Source organism: Lysinibacillus sp. KCTC 33748 (genome assembly GCF_002237755.1).
In the GTDB taxonomy this organism is placed as follows: Bacteria; Bacillota; Bacilli; order Bacillales_A; family Planococcaceae; genus Lysinibacillus.
Genome location: NZ_MWSJ01000002.1, coordinates 370,480 through 393,960, shown reverse-complemented (window position 1 = coordinate 393,960; position 23,481 = coordinate 370,480). Strand labels below are relative to the sequence as shown.

17 protein-coding genes and 2 pseudogenes are annotated in these 23,481 nt (G+C 37.9%); 3 read left to right on the top strand and 16 right to left on the bottom strand.

Going from position 1 to position 23,481, the window contains the following annotated elements:
- Position 1: 1 nt before the first annotated feature.
- From B1B04_RS04675 to B1B04_RS04620, 12 genes are all read right to left on the bottom strand, one after another.
- Positions 2 to 934, bottom strand: coding sequence for a S66 peptidase family protein (locus tag B1B04_RS04675; RefSeq protein ID WP_079560152.1), 933 nt, complete (start codon positions 932 to 934; stop codon positions 2 to 4).
- Entirely contained in the window at positions 931 to 1,878 is a 948-nt protein-coding gene (locus tag B1B04_RS04670; protein ID WP_079560151.1) for an ATP-binding cassette domain-containing protein, read from the bottom strand. Before B1B04_RS04670 ends, B1B04_RS04675 begins: the two co-directional genes overlap by 4 nt.
- Entirely contained in the window at positions 1,868 to 2,923 is a 1,056-nt protein-coding gene (locus B1B04_RS04665; RefSeq protein WP_240518198.1) for an ABC transporter ATP-binding protein, read from the bottom strand. The genes B1B04_RS04670 and B1B04_RS04665 overlap by 11 nt, the downstream gene beginning before the upstream one ends.
- Positions 2,924 to 2,938: 15 nt before the next feature.
- Positions 2,939 to 3,913: an ABC transporter permease gene (locus B1B04_RS04660; protein ID WP_079560149.1), complete on the bottom strand. Its 975-nt coding sequence runs from the start codon at positions 3,911 to 3,913 to the stop codon at positions 2,939 to 2,941.
- A complete protein-coding gene (locus B1B04_RS04655; protein WP_303048847.1) occupies positions 3,913 to 4,980 on the bottom strand; it encodes an ABC transporter permease in 1,068 nt (355 codons plus the stop codon). Before B1B04_RS04655 ends, B1B04_RS04660 begins: the two co-directional genes overlap by 1 nt.
- A 74-nt stretch (positions 4,981 to 5,054) precedes the next feature.
- Positions 5,055 to 6,878, bottom strand: a complete 1,824-nt coding sequence (locus B1B04_RS04650; RefSeq protein WP_079560148.1) for a peptide ABC transporter substrate-binding protein — start codon at positions 6,876 to 6,878, stop codon at positions 5,055 to 5,057.
- Positions 6,879 to 7,057: 179 nt separating this feature from the next.
- Positions 7,058 to 8,125, bottom strand: coding sequence for a dipeptide epimerase (locus tag B1B04_RS04645; RefSeq protein ID WP_079560147.1), 1,068 nt, complete (start codon positions 8,123 to 8,125; stop codon positions 7,058 to 7,060).
- 23 nt (positions 8,126 to 8,148) lie between these two features.
- Positions 8,149 to 8,943, bottom strand: a complete 795-nt coding sequence (locus B1B04_RS04640) for a M55 family metallopeptidase (RefSeq protein WP_079560146.1) — start codon at positions 8,941 to 8,943, stop codon at positions 8,149 to 8,151.
- On the bottom strand, positions 8,940 to 9,632 hold the full coding sequence (locus B1B04_RS04635; protein WP_240518196.1) for a M15 family metallopeptidase: 693 nt from the start codon (positions 9,630 to 9,632) through the stop codon (positions 8,940 to 8,942). The genes B1B04_RS04640 and B1B04_RS04635 overlap by 4 nt, the downstream gene beginning before the upstream one ends.
- A gap of 511 nt (positions 9,633 to 10,143) precedes the next feature.
- Entirely contained in the window at positions 10,144 to 11,109 is a 966-nt protein-coding gene (locus B1B04_RS04630; protein WP_079560145.1) for a hypothetical protein, read from the bottom strand.
- Entirely contained in the window at positions 11,090 to 12,127 is a 1,038-nt protein-coding gene (locus B1B04_RS04625; RefSeq protein WP_079560144.1) for a DmpA family aminopeptidase, read from the bottom strand. Before B1B04_RS04625 ends, B1B04_RS04630 begins: the two co-directional genes overlap by 20 nt.
- 1 nt (position 12,128) lies before the next feature.
- Complete coding sequence (locus B1B04_RS04620; RefSeq protein ID WP_079560143.1) at positions 12,129 to 12,827, bottom strand: aspartate/glutamate racemase family protein; 699 nt, start codon at positions 12,825 to 12,827, stop codon at positions 12,129 to 12,131.
- A 704-nt stretch (positions 12,828 to 13,531) separates the two neighbouring features.
- Between B1B04_RS04620 and B1B04_RS04615 the strand changes: the two genes are divergently transcribed.
- Positions 13,532 to 14,926, top strand: coding sequence for an alanine/glycine:cation symporter family protein (locus tag B1B04_RS04615; RefSeq protein ID WP_079560142.1), 1,395 nt, complete (start codon positions 13,532 to 13,534; stop codon positions 14,924 to 14,926).
- A gap of 54 nt (positions 14,927 to 14,980) precedes the next feature.
- Here the strand turns inward: B1B04_RS04615 and B1B04_RS04610 are convergent, their stop codons facing one another.
- Positions 14,981 to 16,942 (bottom strand): methyl-accepting chemotaxis protein, encoded by a 1,962-nt coding sequence (locus B1B04_RS04610; protein WP_079560141.1) that lies wholly within the window; start codon positions 16,940 to 16,942, stop codon positions 14,981 to 14,983.
- Between the two features lie 266 nt (positions 16,943 to 17,208).
- Between B1B04_RS04610 and B1B04_RS26055 the strand changes: the two are divergent.
- Positions 17,209 to 17,412: pseudogene (locus tag B1B04_RS26055) on the top strand (transposase); the annotation flags it as partial.
- A 418-nt stretch (positions 17,413 to 17,830) separates the two neighbouring features.
- Here B1B04_RS26055 and B1B04_RS04605 read toward each other — a convergent pair.
- A complete protein-coding gene (locus B1B04_RS04605; RefSeq protein ID WP_079560140.1) occupies positions 17,831 to 19,789 on the bottom strand; it encodes a methyl-accepting chemotaxis protein in 1,959 nt (652 codons plus the stop codon).
- A gap of 277 nt (positions 19,790 to 20,066) precedes the next feature.
- On the bottom strand, positions 20,067 to 21,746 hold the full coding sequence (locus tag B1B04_RS04600) for a methyl-accepting chemotaxis protein (RefSeq protein ID WP_079560139.1): 1,680 nt from the start codon (positions 21,744 to 21,746) through the stop codon (positions 20,067 to 20,069).
- Positions 21,747 to 22,059: 313 nt separating this feature from the next.
- Here B1B04_RS04600 and B1B04_RS04595 point away from each other — a divergent pair.
- Positions 22,060 to 22,614, top strand: a pseudogene (locus B1B04_RS04595) (delta-aminolevulinic acid dehydratase).
- Between the two features lie 67 nt (positions 22,615 to 22,681).
- On the opposite strand, the gene B1B04_RS04590 reads toward B1B04_RS04595, so the two are convergent.
- The gene (locus tag B1B04_RS04590; RefSeq protein WP_079560138.1) at positions 22,682 to 23,479 is read right to left on the bottom strand and encodes an ABC transporter ATP-binding protein; all 798 of its coding nucleotides are present in this window, start codon (positions 23,477 to 23,479) and stop codon (positions 22,682 to 22,684) included.
- Between the last annotated feature and the right edge of the window lie 2 nt (positions 23,480 to 23,481).

Sequence of the window (23,481 nt, the reverse complement as noted above, 5' to 3'; positions counted from 1 at the left end):
CCTACTCTATCACTTTTATCATCTGATTCTCCGTATCCATTGTGATCGTACGACCTAGTGGCAGTGACATCGTTGGTAAGATGTGGCCACAAGTAATGTCCTTAATGATGGGTTTATGGAATGGACCTAAAATTTCTTGGAAAATTGTTTGTAGGGATAGGCTATGCTCTGGATGTTTTGGATTTTCAGGACCACAATTTGTCCAAGCTCCTAGTAAAATACCTGCCACCTCATCTAGTTTGCCTGCTAATTTTAGCTGCGTAAGCATCCGATCAACACGTTGCTGACTCTCGTCTACATCCTCTAAAAATAATATTTTGCCCTTTGTATCAATTTCATAAGGAGTTCCAAGAGATGCGGTAACTAATGTTAAGTTCCCACCAATAAGCTGTCCTGTTGCTTTTCCAGCTACAATCGTTGTCATTGTACGTCCAGGTGGATTTTCAAGGCAGTAGTCCGTCCGTTCTGTTGCTGTCACACTTTGGATAAAGGAATTCCATGTATATGGATCCATCTCTAGCCGAATAAATTCTGTAGATGGCATTGGTGTATGATACGTGACAAAGCCACATGTTTGGTTAAAAGCGATATGTAATGCTGTCACATCGCTATAGCCAGCAAATACTTTTGGGTTTGCCTTGATCATATCGAAATCTAAAAACGGTAAAATTTTCGTCGCTCCGTAACCTCCACGTATGCAGAAGATGCCATCAATATTTGGATCTCTAAACATTTGATTAACTTCAGAGGCTCTTAGCTCATCAGAGCCTGCTAAGTAGCCATGCCTAGCCCGACACGTTTCCCCAGCAACTACCTTAAAACCTAGTTTTTCAATACTTTTAACTGCGGGGAGAAATTTTTCTGGTGGGGTTGCACCTGAAGCACTTATCAAACCAATAGTGTCACCTTTTTTCAATGCCTTTGGACGAATCATTTGCTTACCTCCATCTTTAGTGAAGTACGGTATCTTTCCAATTCCTCTTCATTGGCCAATACAAAATGACCTTCCTCTATTTCGAAAAATGACGGTGGCTGAATGTCATAGCGGTGCTGTGACGGATCATAGATTTCTACGACTTTATCACGCTCCTTATAAGGATTTGGTTCAGGTACTGCCGATAATAATGCCCTTGTATATGGATGAATTGGATTAGTAAACAGCTTTTCTGTCTCTGCTAGCTCAACAATTTTACCTTTATAAATTACTGCAGTTCGGTCTGTAATAAATCGGACTACCGATAAATCATGCGCAATGAATAAATAGGTTAAATCATTTTGCTGCTGTAAGTTTGCTAGTAAATTTAATACTTGTGCACGAATGGATACATCTAAAGCTGAAATTGGTTCGTCTGCAATAATAAACTCTGGCTCCATTACTAGTGCACGTGCAATTCCGATACGCTGACGCTGCCCTCCTGAAAATTCATGTGGGAAACGACTAGAAAACTCCGGTAATAATCCAACATTTAATAATGCATTGCGTACCTTCTGTTGACGATCGGCTTCATTTTTGATGTTTTTTGTATTAATAAGTCCCTCGGAAATAATATAGTCTACCTTTGCTCGTTCATTTAGCGATGCCATAGGATCTTGAAAAATCATTTGGATTTTCTGTGTAATTTCTCGATCCCACTCTTTTGATATTTTGCCATTTAGCTTCTTACCGTGATACAGTATTTGTCCTTCTCTGACTTCATTGATCCGCATAATCGCTCGACCGATTGTTGTTTTTCCTGAGCCTGATTCACCTACTAAACCGAACGTTTCACCTTTGAAAATATCGAAGCTGACATCATCAATAGCTATAAATTTATTTTTGCCTTTACCAAAAACGACCTTTAAATTTTTCACCTCAACTAACACGTCTTTATGACTCATGCGCGTATCGTCTCCCTTCTGCGAAAAATTCTTGTAATGCTTCAGGTGGCTCTACTTTCGGAGCAAGTGGATCCAATAGCCATGTACGTGCATAATGTGTGTCACTCACCTGAAAAAATGGAGGACGTTCCACAAAATCAATCTTTAACGCATATTGATTGCGAGGCGCAAAGGCATCTCCTTTAATTTCTTGAAAAAGATTCGGTGGAGTACCCTTGATGGAATAAAGCTGCTGCCCTTTTGAGCCTAGTTGCGGCAATGAAGAAATAAGCGCCCAAGTATAAGGATGCTTGCCGTTAAAGAAAATTTCATGCGTCTTGCCCACCTCAACGATATCACCTGCGTACATCACTGCAATTCGGTCGGCAACTTTCGCGACAACGCCTAAATCATGGGTTATATAAACGGTTGTTAGTCCATATTTTTGTTGGAGATTTTTTAGCAGCTGTAAAATTTGTGCTTGGATTGTTACATCTAATGCAGTTGTTGGTTCATCACAAATTAATATTTTGGGCTTACATGCTAGCGCAATCGCTATTACGATTCGTTGACGCATACCACCGGAAAATTCGTGAGGATATTGCTTATAGCGCTTTTCCACATCATATATGCCTACATCTTTTAACAATTTTAAGGTTTCTTCGTATGCGGCTTTCCCCTTTAAGCTTTGATGTAGATGAACGCATTCCTCGATTTGCTTACCGATCGTTTTAAGCGGATTTAATGATGTCATTGGATCCTGTGTCACCATTGCCACTTCTTTTCCACGAATGCTTAGCCACTCCCGCTCGGTTCTAAACTGTGCTAAATCCTGATTATTGTAGAGGATCTGCCCCTGATCAATGTGGCCATTTTTATCGAGCAAGCCCATAATTGATTTCATGAGAACGGATTTTCCTGAACCTGATTCGCCAACGATTGCAAGGCTTTCACCTTTGTATAAATCAAGGGAAATATTGCGAATAGCCATTAGCACTCTGCCACGAAGTGTAAATTTAATGACAAGGTTTTGAATGGTTAAAATAGGTGAATTAGTTTGTGTCACTTCCATCATCCCCCTTTATACGTGATTTTTCGGATCTGCTGCATCTGCAAATGAATCCCCTATAATATAAAATGCAATCGTAATGATACTTAATACAATACTTGGGAAAATGAGCTGATATCTTAATTCTGGAGACATCATGAGCACTCGGCCTTCATTGATTAAATTTCCTAAAGATGGCTCACTAATCGGTAGCCCTAATCCGATGTATGTTAAAAAAACTTCCGAGCCTATTGCAAATGGAATAGCTAAACTCATTCGTAGCATAATGACAGAAATAAGATAGGGTAATAGATTTTTCACAATAATTCGGTAATCAGGTGTTCCTAAACATTTTGACGCTAAGTTATATTCACGATCTCGTAAAATAACAATTTGATTGCGTATAAACCTCGCCATTTCTACCCAGCCGGTAATACACATAGCAATGATGATGGTTGAAATACTCGGTCGCAAAATATAGGACATTAAAATAAGTACGATAGTCGTCGGTATATTATCAACGACGTTGTAAAGCTGCGTAATAGGTAGCTCTAATTTACGCGAAAAACCCCAAAGCGTACCAATCGTAATACCTACGATAGCCTCTACTAAAGCAACGACACAGCCAATAAATAGCGAGGTCCTTGTCCCTGCCCAAATACGTGACCATAAATCCTGGCCAATGGAGTTTGTTCCAAACCAAAATTCAGTGCCTGGCGCAATATTACGTGCTTGGAGACCTGTTTGCTCATCAAGATATATTTCAGTCGGTGATTTCTGCGCTGGTAAATACGGCTGTAAAATCGTAAAGGTTACGATAATAAGCACGCCAACTAATAAAAAAACAGCGGTGCGGTTTTTCAAAAAGGATTTCCAAGTTGAACGCCAATAAGAGTAATTAGAGTAGGCTGTTTCTTCAGCTTGACGGTCATCTACTTCCGCAAACTCGAACAATGTTTCACGTGATTTGTTAGAAATATTGTTTATTTCTTCTGAATACATTCCCATTAACGTACACTCTCCCCTTTCCCTAATTTAATCCGCGGATCTACAAGGGCCATAGCGATATCCCCTAAAATGAGTCCGATAATGCCAAGTGAAGAGAAAACAAGCACTAAGCCCTGTACAACCGTATTATCTTGTCGCTGTATAGCATCTACGAGTAAGCCCCCCATTCCAGGAATGGAATATAAAGATTCAATGTAGATAGAGCCTGTAATCGTAAAAAGAATAGTTGCGGGTAAATATTGTGCCATCGGAATAAAGGCATTTCGTAGTACATGTTTAAACATTAATGTACGTTCTTTAACACCTTTCGCCTTCGCTAGCTTAATATAATCCTTGTTTAGTTCATCCACCATATAACGTCGCATCCACATCGCATAGGAAGCAGTCGGCGCTAGTGCCATTGAAGTAAGAGGTAATATCCAAGTAATGGGCTGATACTCATCAAAAAGCATTGGCAAATGTAAAAATTCTGTAATATACATTTGAATGACTAAATAATAAACGGCGGCTGGCACTGCAACAACAATGACAATATAGCCAGTACCCAAACGGTCCAGCCAGCGTCCCTTCATCTGGGCCATCAATATTCCGAGCGGAACCCCTACTAAAAGAGAGAGTGCAACCGCACCTAAACCGAATAGCAAGGAATACATGATCTTATCTGCAATAATCGTGACGACTGGTACATCTGTCCGATATGTAACCGATTTACCTAAATCACCTTGAAACAAATTCGTGTAAAAATTCCCCAATTGTACAAGTAATGGGTCCCGTAAACCTAAATTCGTTAAATAGATCTCTTGTTGAGCAGGTGACATTTTATCCGCTGCTGCGCCTAAATAACCTTCTTCAGGCATTAAACGAAGTAATGAAAAAACAATCGTAATAATAATAAACAGTGTTAAAACTGATTGTAATAAACGTTTACCTATATACCCCAGCATCACTTCATCCTCCTTTTTCAGAAAGACTAAAGGAGATCCCGACTTTTCTATTTCGGTATCTCCTTCATCAATACTCACTACTTTTGAATATTTATCTTGAATAGAGCCATCATGTTTTTCCAATATGAACTACCCTAATGATCGATTGATTCAACTTACAATTATCGGGATAAATTTTTAAATAATTGAATTTTCAATCATTTCGGCACATTAGCTAACGCATCCGCTCTTTCTTGCTCCCATTTCGCTAAAGCTTCTTTAAACTCCTCGTTACTCATTGGTTTTTCTAAAACTCGCTGACCTTTAAATTTCTCGGCAGTCACACCAAATGGGGAGTATTGAGCCTCGAATGGATTTAATTTAGAAGCAACATAGCCACTTCCTCCTACTGAATAAGGAATGACAAATGCCTCATCAATTAAGAACGCTTCCGCTTTCGCAAACAGCTCGTAACGTTTTGCTGTATCGATCGTCGCTTTTGCTTCGTCTACTAAGTTTTGATATTTTGTTTTTCCGTTTGCTTCTGTATAACCTTCAGCTAGCTCCGGTTTATTATAAGTACCGTCTGCAGTGAATGGATCCGTATACGTTGATGGATCAGCATAGTCTGGACCCCAGTTAGCTTCAAGGAATGCAAATTTACCAGGTTTACGAACCTCTGCTAAAAAGCCTGTTGATGGTCCGGCCTCTACAATAACGTCTACATAATCAGTACCTAATAATTTTTCAATCTGCTGTTCAACGACTTGTGAACGATTTGCCCAATCTGGACTACCAGAGTTATAAGGCATTAACACTTTTACTGGGAAAGTTACGTTCCCTTCTAGCGCTTTTTTCGCTTTTTCTTTATATTCCAATGCCTTTTCTTTATTAAAGGAGTCATCGTTTGCTAGATTAGCTAATGGTTCTAATTGTGTATAGTCAACTCCCTCTACGTTGACAAAGTTTTTAGGCGTAATTGTGTTGCTCAGTAAATCTTTTGGATTATAAGGTTCTAACGTTAGCATCGCAGATTCGCGGTCAAGCGCATGGAACAATGATTTTCGGAAATCTTTATTATTGACCGCTTTCTTCCAATTTTCAGGCTCGTATTCTGCATCAAACTGCGGATTAAAATTTAATGCAAAGAAGTACGTATAGAAGTTATTCTGTGTTTGACGGATTTGTGTTTTTTTCTTTTCGTCTTTAAACCACTCATCAATAATAGAAGTTGGAATACTCGCTGAATCGATTTCTCCTCGTAAAAATAATTCTGGTGCTACTGTAGCCGCTTCTTTATTGTATTTATAGCGAATACGATCAATCAGTACATTGTCTTTATCCCAATACTTATCATTTTTCACAAGTACTCGCTCATTTTGCGGTTCAAATTTATCTAAAATAAACGATCCGTTATAAAGGGAATTTTCACGAGTTGTACCAAAACTATCACCTTTTTCTTCTATAAACTTACCGTTAACTGGGAAGAAGCAGACATAGTTCAACATAGACAGGAAATAAGGTGTAGGCGTTTCTAAAGTATATTCCACTGTTTGCTTATCTATCGCCTTAATGCCTACCTTCGTAAAGTCAGTCATATCCCCGTTATAGAAGGCCTCCCCATTTTTCACGACCGTTGCAATCCAAGCTGTCGATGATTCATTTTTTGCATCAAGTACATAATGCAAGCCATCTACGAAATCTTGAGCAACAACATCCGCATACTCTTTACCGTCATGTGTAACCCATTTTGCATCGTCACGAAGCTTAAACGTCCAAACAGTAGCATCGTCATTTGATGACCATTCTTTCGCTAAGCCCGGTTGCACAACACCATACTTATCATACTCAATTAATCCATCCACTAAGTTCGCTGCTACAGCAAACTCATTCGTTTCAGAGGTCTTTAAGTAATTTAGCGTCTTTATTTCCCCAGAATAAACAACCCGATACTCTGATTTTTTTTCACTTGAAGAATCGTCACTACAGGCTGCACAAAGCATTACAACTAGACACGCGAAAAGCAACCAATACCTTTTCATCATAAGCATCCCCCTAGCAATCTTTTTATCTCGCATAAACGGGTAGCGATTTATATGTACCGTAAGCGAAATCGTCAAGTACAAGACTCCCACTTCAAGATATATAAGTGGGGAGGTTAACTACCCGTAAAAGCCCGTTTTGTTCATCAGTGGAGGGTGAAACACTTCCACTGATGAAGCTACATTGAAAATCCTACCCCAACCGCATCCGTCATCCTAATTCGATCATTTTCAAATATTGGACCCCCGGCAATAGGATCTTTCACACATAAACTAGGTCCATCTAAATCTATCATCGTGATATTTTTCTGTGATGCGGCAAAATGTGCAGCAGCACTTACGCTAATTTTTGTCTCTAGCATACAGCCAATCATGCATGGTATGTCGTTTGCCTCCGCAATGTGGCAAATTTTCTGTGCTTGATATATGCCTCCCGTTTTCATGAGCTTAATATTAATCAAATCGGCAGCTCGCTTTTCAATAATTGTATAGGCATCTTTTGCAGAAAAAACACTTTCATCAGCCAAAATGTTCGTCAATGTATTAGCCGTCACGAATTGCATTCCTACTAGATCGTGGCAATAAACAGGCTGCTCAACCAATTCAACATTCGTCCCTGCATCTTCAAGTGCGCCAATAATTTGTACAGCCTGCTTCGGTGTCCAGCCCTGATTCGCGTCCACTCGTAATGTTATGGCGTGTCCAACTGCATCACGAATAGCAATAACCCGCTTTACATCACCTTCTGGATCTTTCCCCACCTTGATTTTTAAAATTTGAAAACCTCGCTGAACAGCAGCTATACTGTCCTTCACCATTTCTTCAGAATCATTTACACTTATCGTAATATCTGTAATTAATTCTTTCCGGTAGCCCCCTAGTAATTTATACAGCGGTGTATGATAGTGTTTCGCCAATAAATCATAAATCGCCATATCTACGGCAGCTTTCGCACTGGTGTTTTGATAAATACTGCTGTCTATTCGCTCCATAATTGCTGTCAATTCTTCAATATCCATCCCGATAATGGCTGGCTTGATATACTCCTCTATAGCGTGCGAAATGGACCCTAGTGTTTCACCAGTAATGGCTGCAGTTGGTGCAGCTTCACCGATGCCTATTTGCCCATCATCAGTGTGAACATAGACGGCAATATTGTGAATGCTGTGCACTGTTCTTAAAGCTGTTTTAAACGGTGTTATAAGCGGTGCTTTAACTTTCCCTACGATAATATTTTTTATTTTCATCCATTCACCTACCTTTACGTTGCTTATGTTAAGAATTGTAATATTCGAAGCACCTCATAAAAATTATCCGTTACGAATTCCACTGTATTATGTGGTTTAAACGTAGCATTCGGATAGAACGAGTTTCGATATGCACGCGTATGATCACGATAAATGATTTCCACTACAAAGCGCTCCGGTAATGGTACTTTCAAATCTTCCCGAGGAACTTTCATTGAGTCCTCAACAAGTCGTTTCGTTTCTTTAATCGTCAGCTGCGGGCTGACACTAATAGTCGCATTTCCGATCCCTTCTTTTGTAGCAAATGTGAGGATATGATTATTGATTGATTGAATTTCCTCTGTTAACCCCACATCTCCACTAACAAATGAAACAGGAACACCATGTAAAGCAGCCGCGTACGTATTAATTAAAAATTCACTCGCATACTCCCCATTAATTTTTACATCCGCAAAAACACAAAGCGTATGTGCCAAAGGATTACGCGCACTTCCCCCTTTACTGTGGTACCCAATAAAAATCGCGCGATCAAAGCTCTTTTCAAGTCCTGCAACCATACACATCGGGTCATACGTCCAACCTCGTATAATCTTGCAATTTACTGGTAAATTAGAAATATCAAGATTACGTGCCGAATCATGGGCATCCTTTAGTAATATTTCAGTTGCTCCACCACGAATAGCCCCCTCTATAGCGGCTTCCACTTCCCTTGTCATTTGCTTTTGGAAAAACTGATAATCTGGCGCGTTTAGCTCCGTCTCACTCCAAGCTGTTGTACCAGTAATCCCTTCAATATCTGCACTAATATAGACCTTCATAGAAATCGAAACTCCTTTACTTTATTGTCTTGGATCATTGCTTCCACAGCTCCATAGCTAGCTTCTTTTGCACCAACACGTCTTGCCCATGAAACATTGTTAAGATCGTAATGCCACCATTCCTCTGAATAATTCGTAAACCCAACCATGGTCATACAGTTATACAGAAGACGTCGATGAACACATGCTTCCCAATCTTCCTTTGGATGTTGTTCAAAATAGCGTGTTGCAGACTTTTCACTGATTTCATCAAATGCTGAACCTAAATTTAACGCATTCCCCTCTAAATCTCCTAGTGTTAGATCAATCGCTCCACCTGTTAAATGCGGAACAAGATGAGCTTGATCAATGCTTGGAAACGCAACATACTTACGCGTTTCTTTTACAACCTCTTGCTCAGAAAAATGGGGAAAAAGCTGGGCTATTTGCTTTGAAAAATTCGCAAACAAAAATTGCTGCACTTGGAATGGACGATAGCCATCATATAAGATCAGACTAAAATTTTCAGGTAATAATAATAACGCTTCTATTAATCGGTCATATACACCTTGACGTAAATAAAAAGCTTGTAAACTATTTGGTATTTTTTGATGATAGTACATTGGCTCAATAAAAATTCTTGAATGTTCTTCTCCAATTCGAATGATTGGCTCGCCATTTTCACAAATTGCTGGTGTTGATTCCCTCATTGAAGTTTTATTTACCTCAATGGGTTGAAGGATGGGGTCATGTATAGTTCACACCTCCAATTTCAGGTTTCGATAAAATTTTTAGATAATTCAGTTTTATCGAATGTATCACACCTTAAATTTATTGACTAGATAAAAAAAGAAATCTTACAGAGTTATAGCTATTCTCTGCTTTTTTAACAAGATGCGCCAAATCATTGATGCGAGCAGTCGAAAGGTGATGTTTTATCACCTTTTTAGGAATTTTATTCGTGGATAGGGTAGAAGATTACCGAAATATAATAAAAAATGACCAATTTAAGCCTCTTCAAGGATTTCTCAACCATAACGTGAGGTTGATTTCCGTTCTAACTGGGCGCTTTCCTGGGGGCATGCAATGGAACGGAAATTAGCTTATATAAATGGCATACGTTTTATGAAATGACATCCACCTGTTGTGATGAGCCTTAGTAATTAGTTATAAAAAAACCTCCATTTTGATATTAATCAAAACGGAGGTAAACTCTTCTAATTATTTCGAAATTACTAAACGGTCTAATGGCCAAGTAAATAGTATTTTTATTAATATTTCGCGCACTAAAGATGAAGTTTCATATACAGAAGAACGAATATGACATTGAATAGTTTTATTATCAAAGTTAAACCAGAACCATCTTGCTGGATATTTAGTTTCTTGAACTCCGTAATATACTTCAATTTTTCTATTTTCATATGATATCTTCAATAATCTAAATCTCCATTTTTGACGAATTCCGATATTTCTCCCTACAGTTTTTGGTAAGTCTTGTTCAAGAGATTGCGGCGCTATTGAAATCCAACATCCATCTGTAAGATTTTCCTTCTGTCGATAAAGTAATTGGACTTCATTTATTTCTTTACCAATTCCAATCGAATCTAACTTATAATCTAATAATGTCTCGGAGAAAGAATTCATTCTTTCTGAAGTAAACCATTCTACTCTCGTTACTTCATCTTCCCCCCATTTCCCTCGATCATATCTAGCTGTATAACTTACAGTAGCAAAAAATTTTTTTGATAAATCACGGTTTATTTCCATTAAATTCGCAAGAAATTCTAGTAACTCTTCGTCAGTGGCATCACCTTCAAAAACGGATATCTCTATCGTTGTAAATCCTACAGAATAGCTTAAAGCCTTGTTATTTTTATAATCAATTCCAATAAAGCCTACTCTATTATTAATGATAAAAGGATTACCCTGTTTTACCAAATTTGTATCAGCATAAATAAAAGGGAAAGCCCAATCATAAAAAAATTGTTTTACTCGAATAAGTCCATTTTGAAGTTTTGCGTAGAAGTAAATAGAACTGCGATTGTCTTTTGTTTCCGGACGCAATGAAAAATTATAGATTTTTTGCAGTTGTTTCTCATTTGGTAGCAAAGGGCTGAAATTAATATGTTCCACTTGTTCATCTAACGGCATTCCATCATTCATAAAGCTAGAATTGATAAGCTTCAACTTTATGTCCATGTCGACCAATTGTAGTCTGTGCCTGTGATAGTGAATTTAAAATGGCTTCCTCTGTTGCTTCTGTAGCAGCTGCAAATAATTGATTCATAATAGGATGATCCTCACGTAGTTGTGTACGTGTTTCGACGAGCTGATCGGATAGATGAGCGATATGATGGGCTGTTGTAAAGCCAATAACTATATCTCCGCTACCATGTGAAAAATGACTGCCTGTACGCCCTAATCCGATACTACAGCGTTTAATGAAACGTGTCAGTTGACGACTACTAAGCGGCGCATCCGTGGCAAGTACGATGATAATGGAACCATCTGTCGGAGATAATGTCGATTCACTTTGACCGTTCGAAGCAATATATCGATGTGCTTGAAACTCTGAGCTTTGCCCGAAATTACTAAGGACCATACATCCTACCGTATAGTTCGTTGACTCATGCGTCACAGTTCGGGAAGATGAGCCAATCCCACCTTTATAGCCAAAGCACATCATTCCTTTTCCTGCACCAACTGCCCCTTCCTTTGCTGTTTCATTTGATGCGTTGCGGATTGCTTCCACAGCATGCTCCGGTGTGATAGGACATTCTCGGATAGAGTTTAAATAGCTATCGTTACATTCCCCGACTACGATATTAATTGTTCCTGTTGAATGACCTATTTCACTATTCGAATCTAGCATAAATTGTAACGTTCCTTGTGTTACAGCTGGAACGCCAAATGTATTCGTTAGCATAATTGGTGATTCAATAACCCCTAGTTCATTCACTTGAACGAGCCCTGTCGTTTTCCCAAAACCATTTATCACATAGCTTGCAGCAGTAACCTTTTGCTGAAATAAATTGCCATTATGCGGTAAAATCGCTGTTACTCCTGTACAGGCATAAGCGCCGTCTTGATTCAACTTCTCATCGAGCGTTACATGACCTACATGCACGCCAGCTACATCGGTAATACAATTTTTCTCACCAGTGGGTATTGTTCCAATAACGATTCCCCTATCTCGTACTTTCATTTTACTCCCCCTTATGAATCGCCATATTTACAGCAGCCATTGCATGAAGAATTGCTGTATCAAAAACTGGTACTTCTAGATCTTCCTGTTTAATAAGTAATCCAATCTCTGTACAGCCTAATATAATTCCTTGTGCTCCCGACTGCACAAGGTTTTCAATTACATGTAAATAATATTCCTTCGATGTTTGTTCAATTTGGCCCAAACATAATTCCTCATAGATGATACGATTGACCTCAGTACGCTCGTCAGCAAGTGGAACAATCACTTCAATACCAAATCCCTCTACTCTAGCTTTATAGAAATCTTGTTCCATCGTGTACTTTGTCCCAAGAAGGGCAACTTTCTGTAAACTAGCTTTTTCTATTTGATTTGCTGTCGCATCCGCTATATGTAAAATCGGTATTTGGATTTTTGCGGCAACGATATCTATAACTTTGTGCATTGTATTTGTACAAATGATAATAAAATCTGCCCCTGCACTCTCTAGAGATTGAGCTGCTTCTCCCAACACTTGCCCAGCCTTCTCCCAATCTCCCTTAGCTTGGTAATGCTCAATTTCTTGAAAATCTACACTATACAAAATACATTTGGCTGAATGTAAGCCTCCTAATTGTGTCTTTACCTCTTGATTTATAAGACGGTAATACTCCGCAGAAGACTCCCAGCTCATACCACCAATCATGCCAATAGTTTTCATACAAATTCCCCCTTTAATTTGACTGATTACCCGAAACATCATGTTGATTTCCGCTCGACTAGCGCCTTTTTTGCGGCCTCAGTCTTCACTCTAATCGACTCGGTTTCAACAAATGCTATACCCTACTTTTGTTAATAAGGCTATGATTTTATTATTATACTAAAAAGCCACAATAAATAAGGGAATTTTCAAAAATTTTGCTGTTTGTATTCTCCTTCCTCCATTTCTACCGCTTTTCTTTTTAAGAGCGTAACTATCTAATTAATAGGATGGGGATAGAGGTAACAACAATATTAATACTAATAAAAAAGTAACTAGCATCTTTATACTCAAATCAATTATGCCTTTCCACAGGACGTGGCGTTCTTAGACTGAGTTCCTCTATTTCAGCGTATGTTGTACACCTATTGAAAAGTAGATTAAATCCGTATTCTTCTCACCACCTATAGAGGTAGAGATCTCTACTGAAAGAAGTTAATAGAGAATATGAAAAGCCAATTAAACCATTCAAAATCAATAACACAATAAATGGAAACCCAGAAAACAAAAAAGTAATACTAATCAACATCTAGGGATATATATATCAAATATTGTAAAAATATTGCGTCGCACAAAAAAATTAATACAATTCTGTATTTTCAAAAAGTGGATATATTGCAAAAAAACAGTGTAGACTAAAGCGTATTGAGATTGGAGGAAAGCAAATGGAATGGTTATCGAATATTGTAGGTGATACTAATAATATTTTATGGACATATTGCATTATCACATTGTTAATAGCTGCTGGATTGTATTTTTCATTTGGCACAAAATTTGTCCAAATTCGACTTTTCCCTGAAATGTTTCGTTTAATAGTGGAGAAAAGAGAGGGAGATTCAGGTGTTTCTCCGTTCCAAGCCTTTACGATTAGCGCAGCCTCACGTGTAGGTACTGGGAATATTACAGGTGTTGCATTAGCCATCGGTGTAGGTGGACCTGGAGCAGTATTTTGGATGTGGATTATTGCCATCTTAGGAATGGCGACTGCCTTTATTGAAAGTACGCTTGCACAGGTGTACAAAGTAAAGGATGGCGATACGTTCCGTGGTGGACCAGCCTATTATATGGAAAAAGCGTTAGGCCAACGTAAATTAGGGGTTATTTTTGGTATTCTTTTAACGTTAAGCTTTGGCTTTATATTTAATGCGGTACAATCGAATACGATTGCAACTTCTGTAGGTGAGGCATTTAATATTAATCCTACTATCATTGGTATTATTCTAGTTGTGTTAACGGCCATGATTATTTTTGGTGGCGTACATAGAATCGTAAAAGTTACGCAAGTACTTGTACCCGTGATGGCAGTTTTCTATTTAGCTGTAGCTCTATTTGTTATTGTAACGAATCTGACTGAAATACCTGCCGTTTTCAAACTGATTTTCACAGAAGCGTTTGGTCTTCAGGAAGCTGCTGGTGGTGCGATTGGTGCTGCTATTATGCAAGGTGTACGCCGTGGCTTATTTTCTAATGAAGCCGGTATGGGTAGTGTCCCTAATGCCGCAGCTACAGCTAATACCTCACATCCTGCGAAGCAAGGGTTAGTGCAAAGTTTAGGTGTATTTTTTGATACAATTATGATTTGTTCTGCAACAGCATTTATCATTATTTTAGCGGGTCTATATAATACTGGTGAAAGTAATGGAATTATTCTTACACAAAATTCCTTAGCTGTACATGTAGGTGGATGGGCTCCTTACTTTATTGCAATTTCTATTATTTTCTTTGCCTTTAGTTCGATCGTTGGAAATTACTATTACGGTGAATCTAATATTGAGTTTATGAATGCTCATAAAAGTTGGATGTTTGTCTACCGTATTTTAGTTCTTGCTATGGTGATGTTTGGTTCTCTTGCGCAAGTAGAGCTTGTTTGGAACTTAGCAGACCTATTCATGGGACTAATGGCTATCATCAATATTACGATCATCTTGTTACTTGGTAAAATTGCCTTCCAAGTGTTAGACGACTTTACAATGCAACGCAATGCAGGCAAAAATCCTGTATTTTATGCAAAATCAATCCCAACATTGAAAAATACTGATTGCTGGGAAGAAGATCGATAATCTATACAAAAACGCCATTCCTCAAACGGAATGGCGTTTTTTGTTATGTTTAAATTAATATTTAAATTGACTAATTAGCTGCTTTAGCTCGTCTGCCATATGAGCAAGCGCTTGTGCAGAAGCATTAATTTCTTCCATCGAAGCTAATTGTTCCTCTGTAGACGCTGCAACATCCTCTGAGGCAGCTGCATTTCCTTTTGCTGAGAATGCCAAATCTTCCGTTACAGCAGTCACTTCTTGTACACCTGCTGACATTTGTTCAGAGGCAGAAGATACCTCTTCCATTTTAGGAGTAATTTTATCCATGCTCGTTTTAATCATTTGGAATTTAGTGATGGCTTCATCCGATACTTGTAGTCCATTTTGAACATCCTCCGTAACCTTTGCCATGATGTTTACGGATTGTTCTGTTTCTAATTGAATACCATTGATTAGGCCGAAAATTTGCTTTGCAGATTCCTGCGATTGCTCCGCCAGCTTTCTAACTTCATCAGCAACAACTGCAAAGCCTTTTCCGTGCTCTCCTGCTCTTGCTGCCTCAATAGCTGCATTGAGAGCAAGTAAGTTCGTTTGATCAGCAATGCTTGTAATCACATCTAAAATGGACGTAATTTGCTGAGAGCGTTCATGTAACGATTGAATTTTCGTGTTGGAATCGGTCACCGATACATGAATAGATTGCATTTGATCTTTTGTATTTCGGACTGCCTGTCCACCTTCGTCTGCCTGTAGCGTTGCATGCTGTGAAAGATCCGTCACAGTAGAAGAGATTTCCGCGATATGAAGAATGGCCTTAGAAAGTTCCTGTAACGATTCTGCATTCTTATTGGCACTCGTCGTTTGCGTGTCTGCGCTCGACGCAACATCTTGAATCGAAATGGCCACCTTTTCAGTCGCAGTGCTTGTTTGAGTGGCATTGGCTGTTAGCTCTTCTGCCGACGAAGCTACCTCTTCAGCATTTTGTTCAATTTTTTGGATAAGAGTTCTTAAACTGTCTTGCATATCGTTAAAGGCTTGTCCTAGCTGTCCAATCTCGTCATGAGAAGTGATTGTCACTTTCTCTGTTAAATCACCTTTACTAATAGTTACTGCACTATCCTTTAGTAATCCAATTGGTTTTATAATTGCCTTCATAACAAAAAAGAATACAATCGAACTGATTACAATCGCAGCAATTAGTACAAGAAACGTTTTTTCCAAAATGGGTGATGCTGATTCATCAATTTCCTTTGCAAAAATTGTCCCTGTGATTTTCCAATCTGTCAGTTCATTCGTTGTAAAGAACATAATACGGTCATCACCGTCAAAGACATAATCATACGTGCCAGATTTACTGTCATACATTTGATTAAGGAAGCTCTCATTTAATTCCTTACCTGCTTCTAATGTAGGATGTGAAATGACCAAGTTATTTTCACCAAAAATAGAGGGATATCCCTTTTTCCCTATTTTTATAGAGTTCGCAAGTTTTTGAATGTCTGTCAATTTTAAATCAATTGCCACTACCCCAGATTGATCTTTTAGCTGTTGAGCAACTGTTACGACCATTTCTCCAGTCCCTGCATCTATGTAAGGATTCGTAATTAAAGTTTCGCCTTTTAATGCCGTAGCCTCTTTATACCAATCCCTTTCCAAAGGATTATAATCAGCGCTATTCGATTTTGGTTCTACAAATACTTCTCCGTCATTTGTTCCAACATAAATGCTTAAAACATCTGGACTTAGCTTCATATATTCTTGAAAATTTGGTAGTATTTTAGTTTCCTTCTGTTCGTACTTAGAAGAATTTATTTCCTCGCTAAAGGTAGCGACTTCATTTATTTTTGTGCTAATAGCACTATCAATTAACGTATTCAAAATTTTAACACTTTCATCCGCACTAAAAAGTATTTCTTCTTTTATCGAATTTTTTGCTGAAAGATACGATAAGCTTCCTACAGAAATAACTGGTATTAGTAAGATAAGAGCAAATAATGTGTAGAGCTTACCCTTAAAGCTTCTAAATAATTTTTTCATGCAACAGTTCTCCTTTAGTCTTCAAAATTCTTGAGCTATGTATTTTTGTGTTTCTTTTACTACTCGATGGTTTAGGCTCGGAAAGAATGCCGCTTCCCTTCTTTTAACGATGAAATATCACCCAATGTTTTTATCGGACGAAATACTTAATTTCAAACCCCTTTTTTCATTTTTTTGATTTAGCCTTGGCATAATTTTTACTGTCGCTTCGCTTTCGCACAGATAAAACTGTGTTGCTGTCGCACAAAACATAAAAGCGGGAAGAACAAAAAGAATATAAGCTTTCAGAAGAAAAAACAGGTGCCATCTATCGACAACGAAAAATCAATGTAGAACCTGTTTTTGGATTCTTAAAGACTAATTTTCGTTTCATTCGATTTTCTGTCCGTGTTTCTGTCCGTGGTTAATAAAAGGTTGAAAACGAATTAGGCTTTGTATTGATGCCATTAAATTTCCGGAAATACACTTCCATTATTATATAAGGTAAAGATTATAGAATGACTTGGTCCATCAATAAAAAAGAGAAATCGATGTTATTCGATTTCTCTTTTTCTTCTCTATCAATTAGTTAAGTCCCATTCTCGGTTATTAGTGTTGAAAAACAAAATACTTAAGGGAATCTTTGCGAATATTTTCTATAGCTACAAGACAATATCGCGAAAGCCGCTTTAGTTCGTTTTTATATGAATACTTTAAAGATTTATCGAAACAAAATCCTGTTTTATCGGAAAAACAACCTCTTACTATTAACTAAGGACTCAAGAAAGCGCCCATTCATTTTGCCGAAGAGCCATACTTTATTTAAAATGAAACCTTAAACTCATTGACACAATATTTTTTTAAAAATGCCATCCCTCAAAAGAGAAATGGCATTTTTTCGTATGTCTATTAATATTTAAATTGGCTAATGAGCTGTTTTAACTCGTCTGCCATATGAGCAAGCGCTTGTGCAGAAGCATTTATTTCTTCCATCGAAGCTAATTGTTCCTCTGTAGACGCTGCAACATCCTCTGAGGCAGCTGCATTTCCTTTTGCTGAGAATGCCAAATCTTCTGTTACAGCAGTCACCTCTTGTACACTTGCTGACATTTGTTCTGAGGCAGAAGATACCTCTTCCATTTTAGGAGTAATCGCATCCATACTTGACATAATCACTTGGAACTTCGTGATGGCTTCATCTGATACATGTAACCCATTTTGTACATCCTCAGTTACTTTTGCCATGATGTTTACGGATTGTTCTGTTTCTAACTGGATACCATGGATTAACTCGAAAATTTGTTGTGCAGATTTCTGTGATTGCTCCGCCAGCTTTCTTACTTCATCAGCAACAACTGCAAAGCCTTTTCCGTGCTCCCCTGCTCTTGCTGCCTCAATCGCAGCATTGAGAGCAAGTAAGTTCGTTTGGTCTGCAATGCTTGTAATTACATCTAATATGGACGTAATTTGCTGAGAGCGTTCATGTAACGATTGAATTTTCGTGTTGGAATCGGTCACCGATACATGAATAGATTGCATTTGATCTTTTGTATTTCGGACTGCCTGTCCACCTTCGTCTGCCTGTAGCGTTGCATGCTGTGAAAGATCCGTCACAGTAGAAGAGATTTCCGCGATATGAAGAATGGCCTTAGAAAGTTCCTGTAACGATTCTGCATTTTTATTGGCACTCTTCGTTTGCGTGTCTGCGCTCGACGCAACATCTTGAATTGAAATGGCCACCTTTTCTGTCGCTATGCTCGTTTGAGTGGCATTGGCAGTTAGCTCTTCTGCCGACGAAGCTACCTCTTCAGCATTTTGTTCGATTTTTTGAATAAGAGTTCTTAAACTGTCTTGCATATCGTTAAAGGCTTGTCCTAGCTGTCCAATCTCGTCATGAGAAGTGATTATCACTTTCTCTGTTAAATCACCTTTACTAATGGTTACTGCACTATCCTTTAGTAATCTAATCGGTTTGATAATTGCCTTCATAACAAAAAAGAATACAATCGAACTGATTACAATCGCAGCAATTAGTACAAGAAACGTTTTTTCCAAAATGGGTGATGCTGATTCGTCAATTTCCTTTGCAAAAATTGTTCCTGTAATTTTCCAGTTTGTCAGTTCATTCGTTGTAAAGAACATAATACGGTCATCACCGTCAAAGACATAATCATACGTGCCAGATTTACTGTCATACATTTTGTCGAGGAAGCTTTCGTTTAATTCGCTACCGGGTTCTATAGTTGGGTGTGAAATGACACTCTTGTTTTCATCAAAAATAGAAGAATATCCATTTTTTCCAATATTAATAGAGTCCGAAATTTTTTGAAGGTTTGTCAATTTTATATCAATTGCCACTACCCCAGATTGATCTTGTACCTGACGAGCAACTGTTACGACCATATCTCCAGTAGCTACATCTTTATAAGGATTCGTAATTAAAACTTCTCCCTTCAAAGCTGTAGCTTCTTTATACCAATCTCTTTCTAAAGGATTGTAATCAGCGCTATTCGATTTTGGTTCTACAAATAATGCGCCCTCATTTGTTCCAAGATAAATGCTCAGAACATCCGGATGTAGCTTTATGTATTGTTGAAATTTTGTTTGTACCGCTGCCCCCTGCTGTTCATACTTAGAAGAATCTATTTCGCTAAACACATTGATGTCATTTGTTTTTTCACTAATGGTTTTATCAATTAACGTATTTAAAATTTCTACACTTTCATCCGTACTAACAAGTATTTCTTTTTTTATCGAATTTTTTGCTGAAAGATACGATAAGCTACCTACAGAAATAACTGGTATTAGTAAGATAAGAGCAAATAATGTGTAGAGCTTACCTTTAAAGCTTCCAAATAATCGTTTCATGCAACAGCTCTCCTTTTGTCTTTCCTAGTTCTTAAAATGTATTTTGTCTCATTTCGTGGTTTCTTTTTAGATTCAAAGAATTCCCCAGCACACAACCTCCCCTTCTCATATCGAATAAATTTCCTTCTTTTATTTTTATCGGACGAAATACTTAATTTCAAAGACCTTATTTCATTTTTTTGATTTTCTCGACATAATTCGAGCTCTCCCCGCCACTATCCACTAAACATAGAACCCCTAAGAATCAACCTTTATGAGATTCATAGGGGTTCTTGTGTTAGTACTTAAATGTCTGAATGGATTCTTGCAAGTCAATCGCCATTTTTGCCAAATGTGTAGAGGCAGCCGCTACTTCTTCCATCGCCGCATTTTGTTCCTCAGAGGATGCTGCAACACTTTGAACATTGCTACTCGATTTCATGGATACTTCACTAATGTAGTCAATTTCTTTTACAAGTTTTTCAATATCTTGATGGATTATTCGAATAGCCGCTGTAACTGATTCGGTTTGAGCTTGCACATCATTAATGGCATCGTCAATTTGAATGAAATTATCTCTTGCCACATTTACTTTCTCACGACCAACCAATACTGAATCATTACTACTGATCATATCTTCCTCGATAATTCTTGTATCTTCAGTAATTTGCAAAACAACCTTTTCAATATCTACCGCTGCTAGATTCGATTCATCTGCTAGCTTCCGTACCTCTTCTGCCACTACAGCAAAGCCCTTACCATGCTCACCACTGCGCGCCGCTTCTATAGAGGCGTTAATCGCCAATAGATTTGTTTGGGTAGCAATATTTTTAATAACATTGACTGCTGAGACAATCGCTTCTGTATTTTCATCTAAGTCTTTAACACGTGTACTTAGCTCTTCTGTATTATTCGTAATGTCATTCATCTGTTCAATGACATTACGAACTGAGGAACGCCCTATGCTAGCCATATTTTTAGTTTCTACAGTTGCATTGTTAACATGATCAATATTCGTTGATATATCATCCATCTTTTTCAAAATGTGCGAGGATAAGTTTCGTACATCACCTGTTAATGTATCCTGTTCTTCAATACCATGTGCAATATCTTGAATCGATTCTGAGACAACTTCTGTTGCCTGTGTTACTTCCATACTACTCGCTGTGAGCTGCTCGGATGTTGCTGCTACCTGTTCAGCCGAATTACCAACTTGCTTCATCGTATGTTGAAGCTTTTCTGACATCGAATTAAATGAAGCTGCCAGTTGGGCAAACTCATCTTTTGTTTTAAATTGCAGGTGCGTTTGTAGATTGCCAGTTGAGAATTTGTCCATTTCTACTACTGTTTGCTGAATATTTTTTGCTACTCTTCGCCCAAAAACTGTCGCAATAATAATGCTTATAAGTAAGGATACTATTGCTAGTACAGCAATCTCTTTGCCACTTCTGTCGCCTTTTTGCTTAGTAGCCTCTATACGCGCTTGCATTTCGTCCTGCTGAGCAGTTGCCATCGTTTTCCCAAACTCAACAAGCTTTAGAGAGCCTTTCCCTAAAACCGGTAATGCCAACTGCTGGGCTTGCTGTTTTTCACCACTTTGAAAAAGCGGTACAATTTGTTCATCTATAGGCTTTTCCCATGCTTCTAATTGCTTTAAAAACTGTTCAAAGTCCTTATTTTTATGTTCGAGTTCTTCAATACGCTGAATAGATTTATGTAATGTTTCTCGTATTTCCTGATGATTGTTGAGCATATCTTCTTTACCATATAACATATACCCTCGAATGGCAGCATTTGCACGAACTGTTTGAAAGGAAATATCATTATACAAATTCATTAGTTCCGTATTTTTTTCGATTTCCGCAAGTGTATGTTTATTATCATTTAAAAAGTATATGGCAATACTAGTAATTAGTAATAGAAATACTAAAACTATACCAAAAGCAAATTGCAGTTTTCGTTCTACCGTTGATTTCATACGACTCCCTCTATTCTACTAGTAACATTAATCCTCTTGAGTATAGCCTAATCATATCTTTCAGCCCATAAGAAGTGCGTCTTTTATCATAAATCAACACTAATTTTTTACAAAATTTAAACACATCTCCAAAGGTATTGACTTCTGTAAATTTATTATGGCTATTAAAAGGCGTAGTGCAAACATGGCGGTAGCAATTACACGATGTTGGTTACGAACTAGCTTTCACATTGTGGGTTCACGTCGTTGGTTGGAATAATTTCTAAAATTAAGGTAAACTACCAGCAACCAAAATAAAGGAGAATAGTAGAAAATGAGTAAACCAAATTTATTCGTTAGTTTAGTAGTAGGCTCTGAAACTGATATCGAATCGCTTGCAATACGCTCTGTTACTTGAGTCATTTGGTGCACGAGTGACTCTTCATTTAATTGGAAGACTCAATGATTTAATTGATGTTTTGTCAGGGGAAGATTTAGACGATCGAATAGATTATTTAATGTTAAATTTCCATGGGGATGAAGGACGTTTTTGCATGACAGAGCTAGGTGAGGATTTTTATGAGTTAAATGAACCGAGAGGTGAATATTTCGGTCCACAAGAGATCTTAAATTACTGTACATTAAAAGATGTGAAAGTTATTGCCTCTGGCTGTACTTTAGATGAAAAGCAGCTAGCTACTGCATTCTTAAAAAGCGGTTGTCAATCCTATTTGGCCCCGGATGATTACATAGATGGTAGTACAATTTAATGTTTCTCATAAGATTTATGTATGAAATCATTGCTAATGAGCGCACACAGCAAGAAGCCTTTGAAATCGCAAAATCTATTGACGATGAGACTTCGATGTATCAGCTTTATTTTGCATAGTTAACAGCAAAAAATCGTAGCTATAAAATTGGCTACGATTTTTTATTTATTTAAATCATCCCTTAGGCTAACAAGTTTTTTGTCTGTCCCGGGGATGCAAAGGCAGAATAGCGTTGAATAGTTCGAGTGAAGCGGGGTGTTTAAATGGATCGCCCTTGTGTATTTCCTCAACAAGTCGGCCTTTATGCATCACTAGTATTCTATCTGATATAAAGCGTGTTACATTTAAATCATGAGAAATAAAAATATAAGATAACTTCAGTTGCTTTTGTAGTGATTGAAGTAGTTGCAATATATTTTTCTGCAATATCATATCAAGGCTACTGATAGCCTCATCTAACACAATTAATTTTGGGTTTATAGCAATTGCTCTCGCAATATTTACGCGTTGCTGTTGACCTCCACTAAGCTGTGAAGGATATTTATTTGCCATATTGCTTTCTAACTCGACACAGTTCAGTAGCTCCTCGACCTTACGTTGCCTTTCGCTTTTGGAAAAATTCTCGAAATTAAGAAGTGGTTCTTCTATTATCTCTGCAATAGTTTGCTTTGGATTAAAGGAGTTAAAGCTATTTTGAAAAACAGCTTGTAAATCTCTTCGAATCCCCTTCTTTTCTTTAGAGCTAGCTTGATATAGATTCACATTATTAAATCGTACAATCCCACTCGTTGGATTCTCTATGCCCAAAATGATCCGAGCTAAAGTACTTTTTCCTGAGCCACTTTGGCCGACTACTCCTAAGCATTCGCCTTCCTGAAGTGAAAATGTGACTTGTTGTAATACAGGTATTTCTAGGTTTTTTTGTATAAATGACTGTCTCTGATGATAGTACTTCTCTACATTCATCACCTCTAATAGAGCCATTT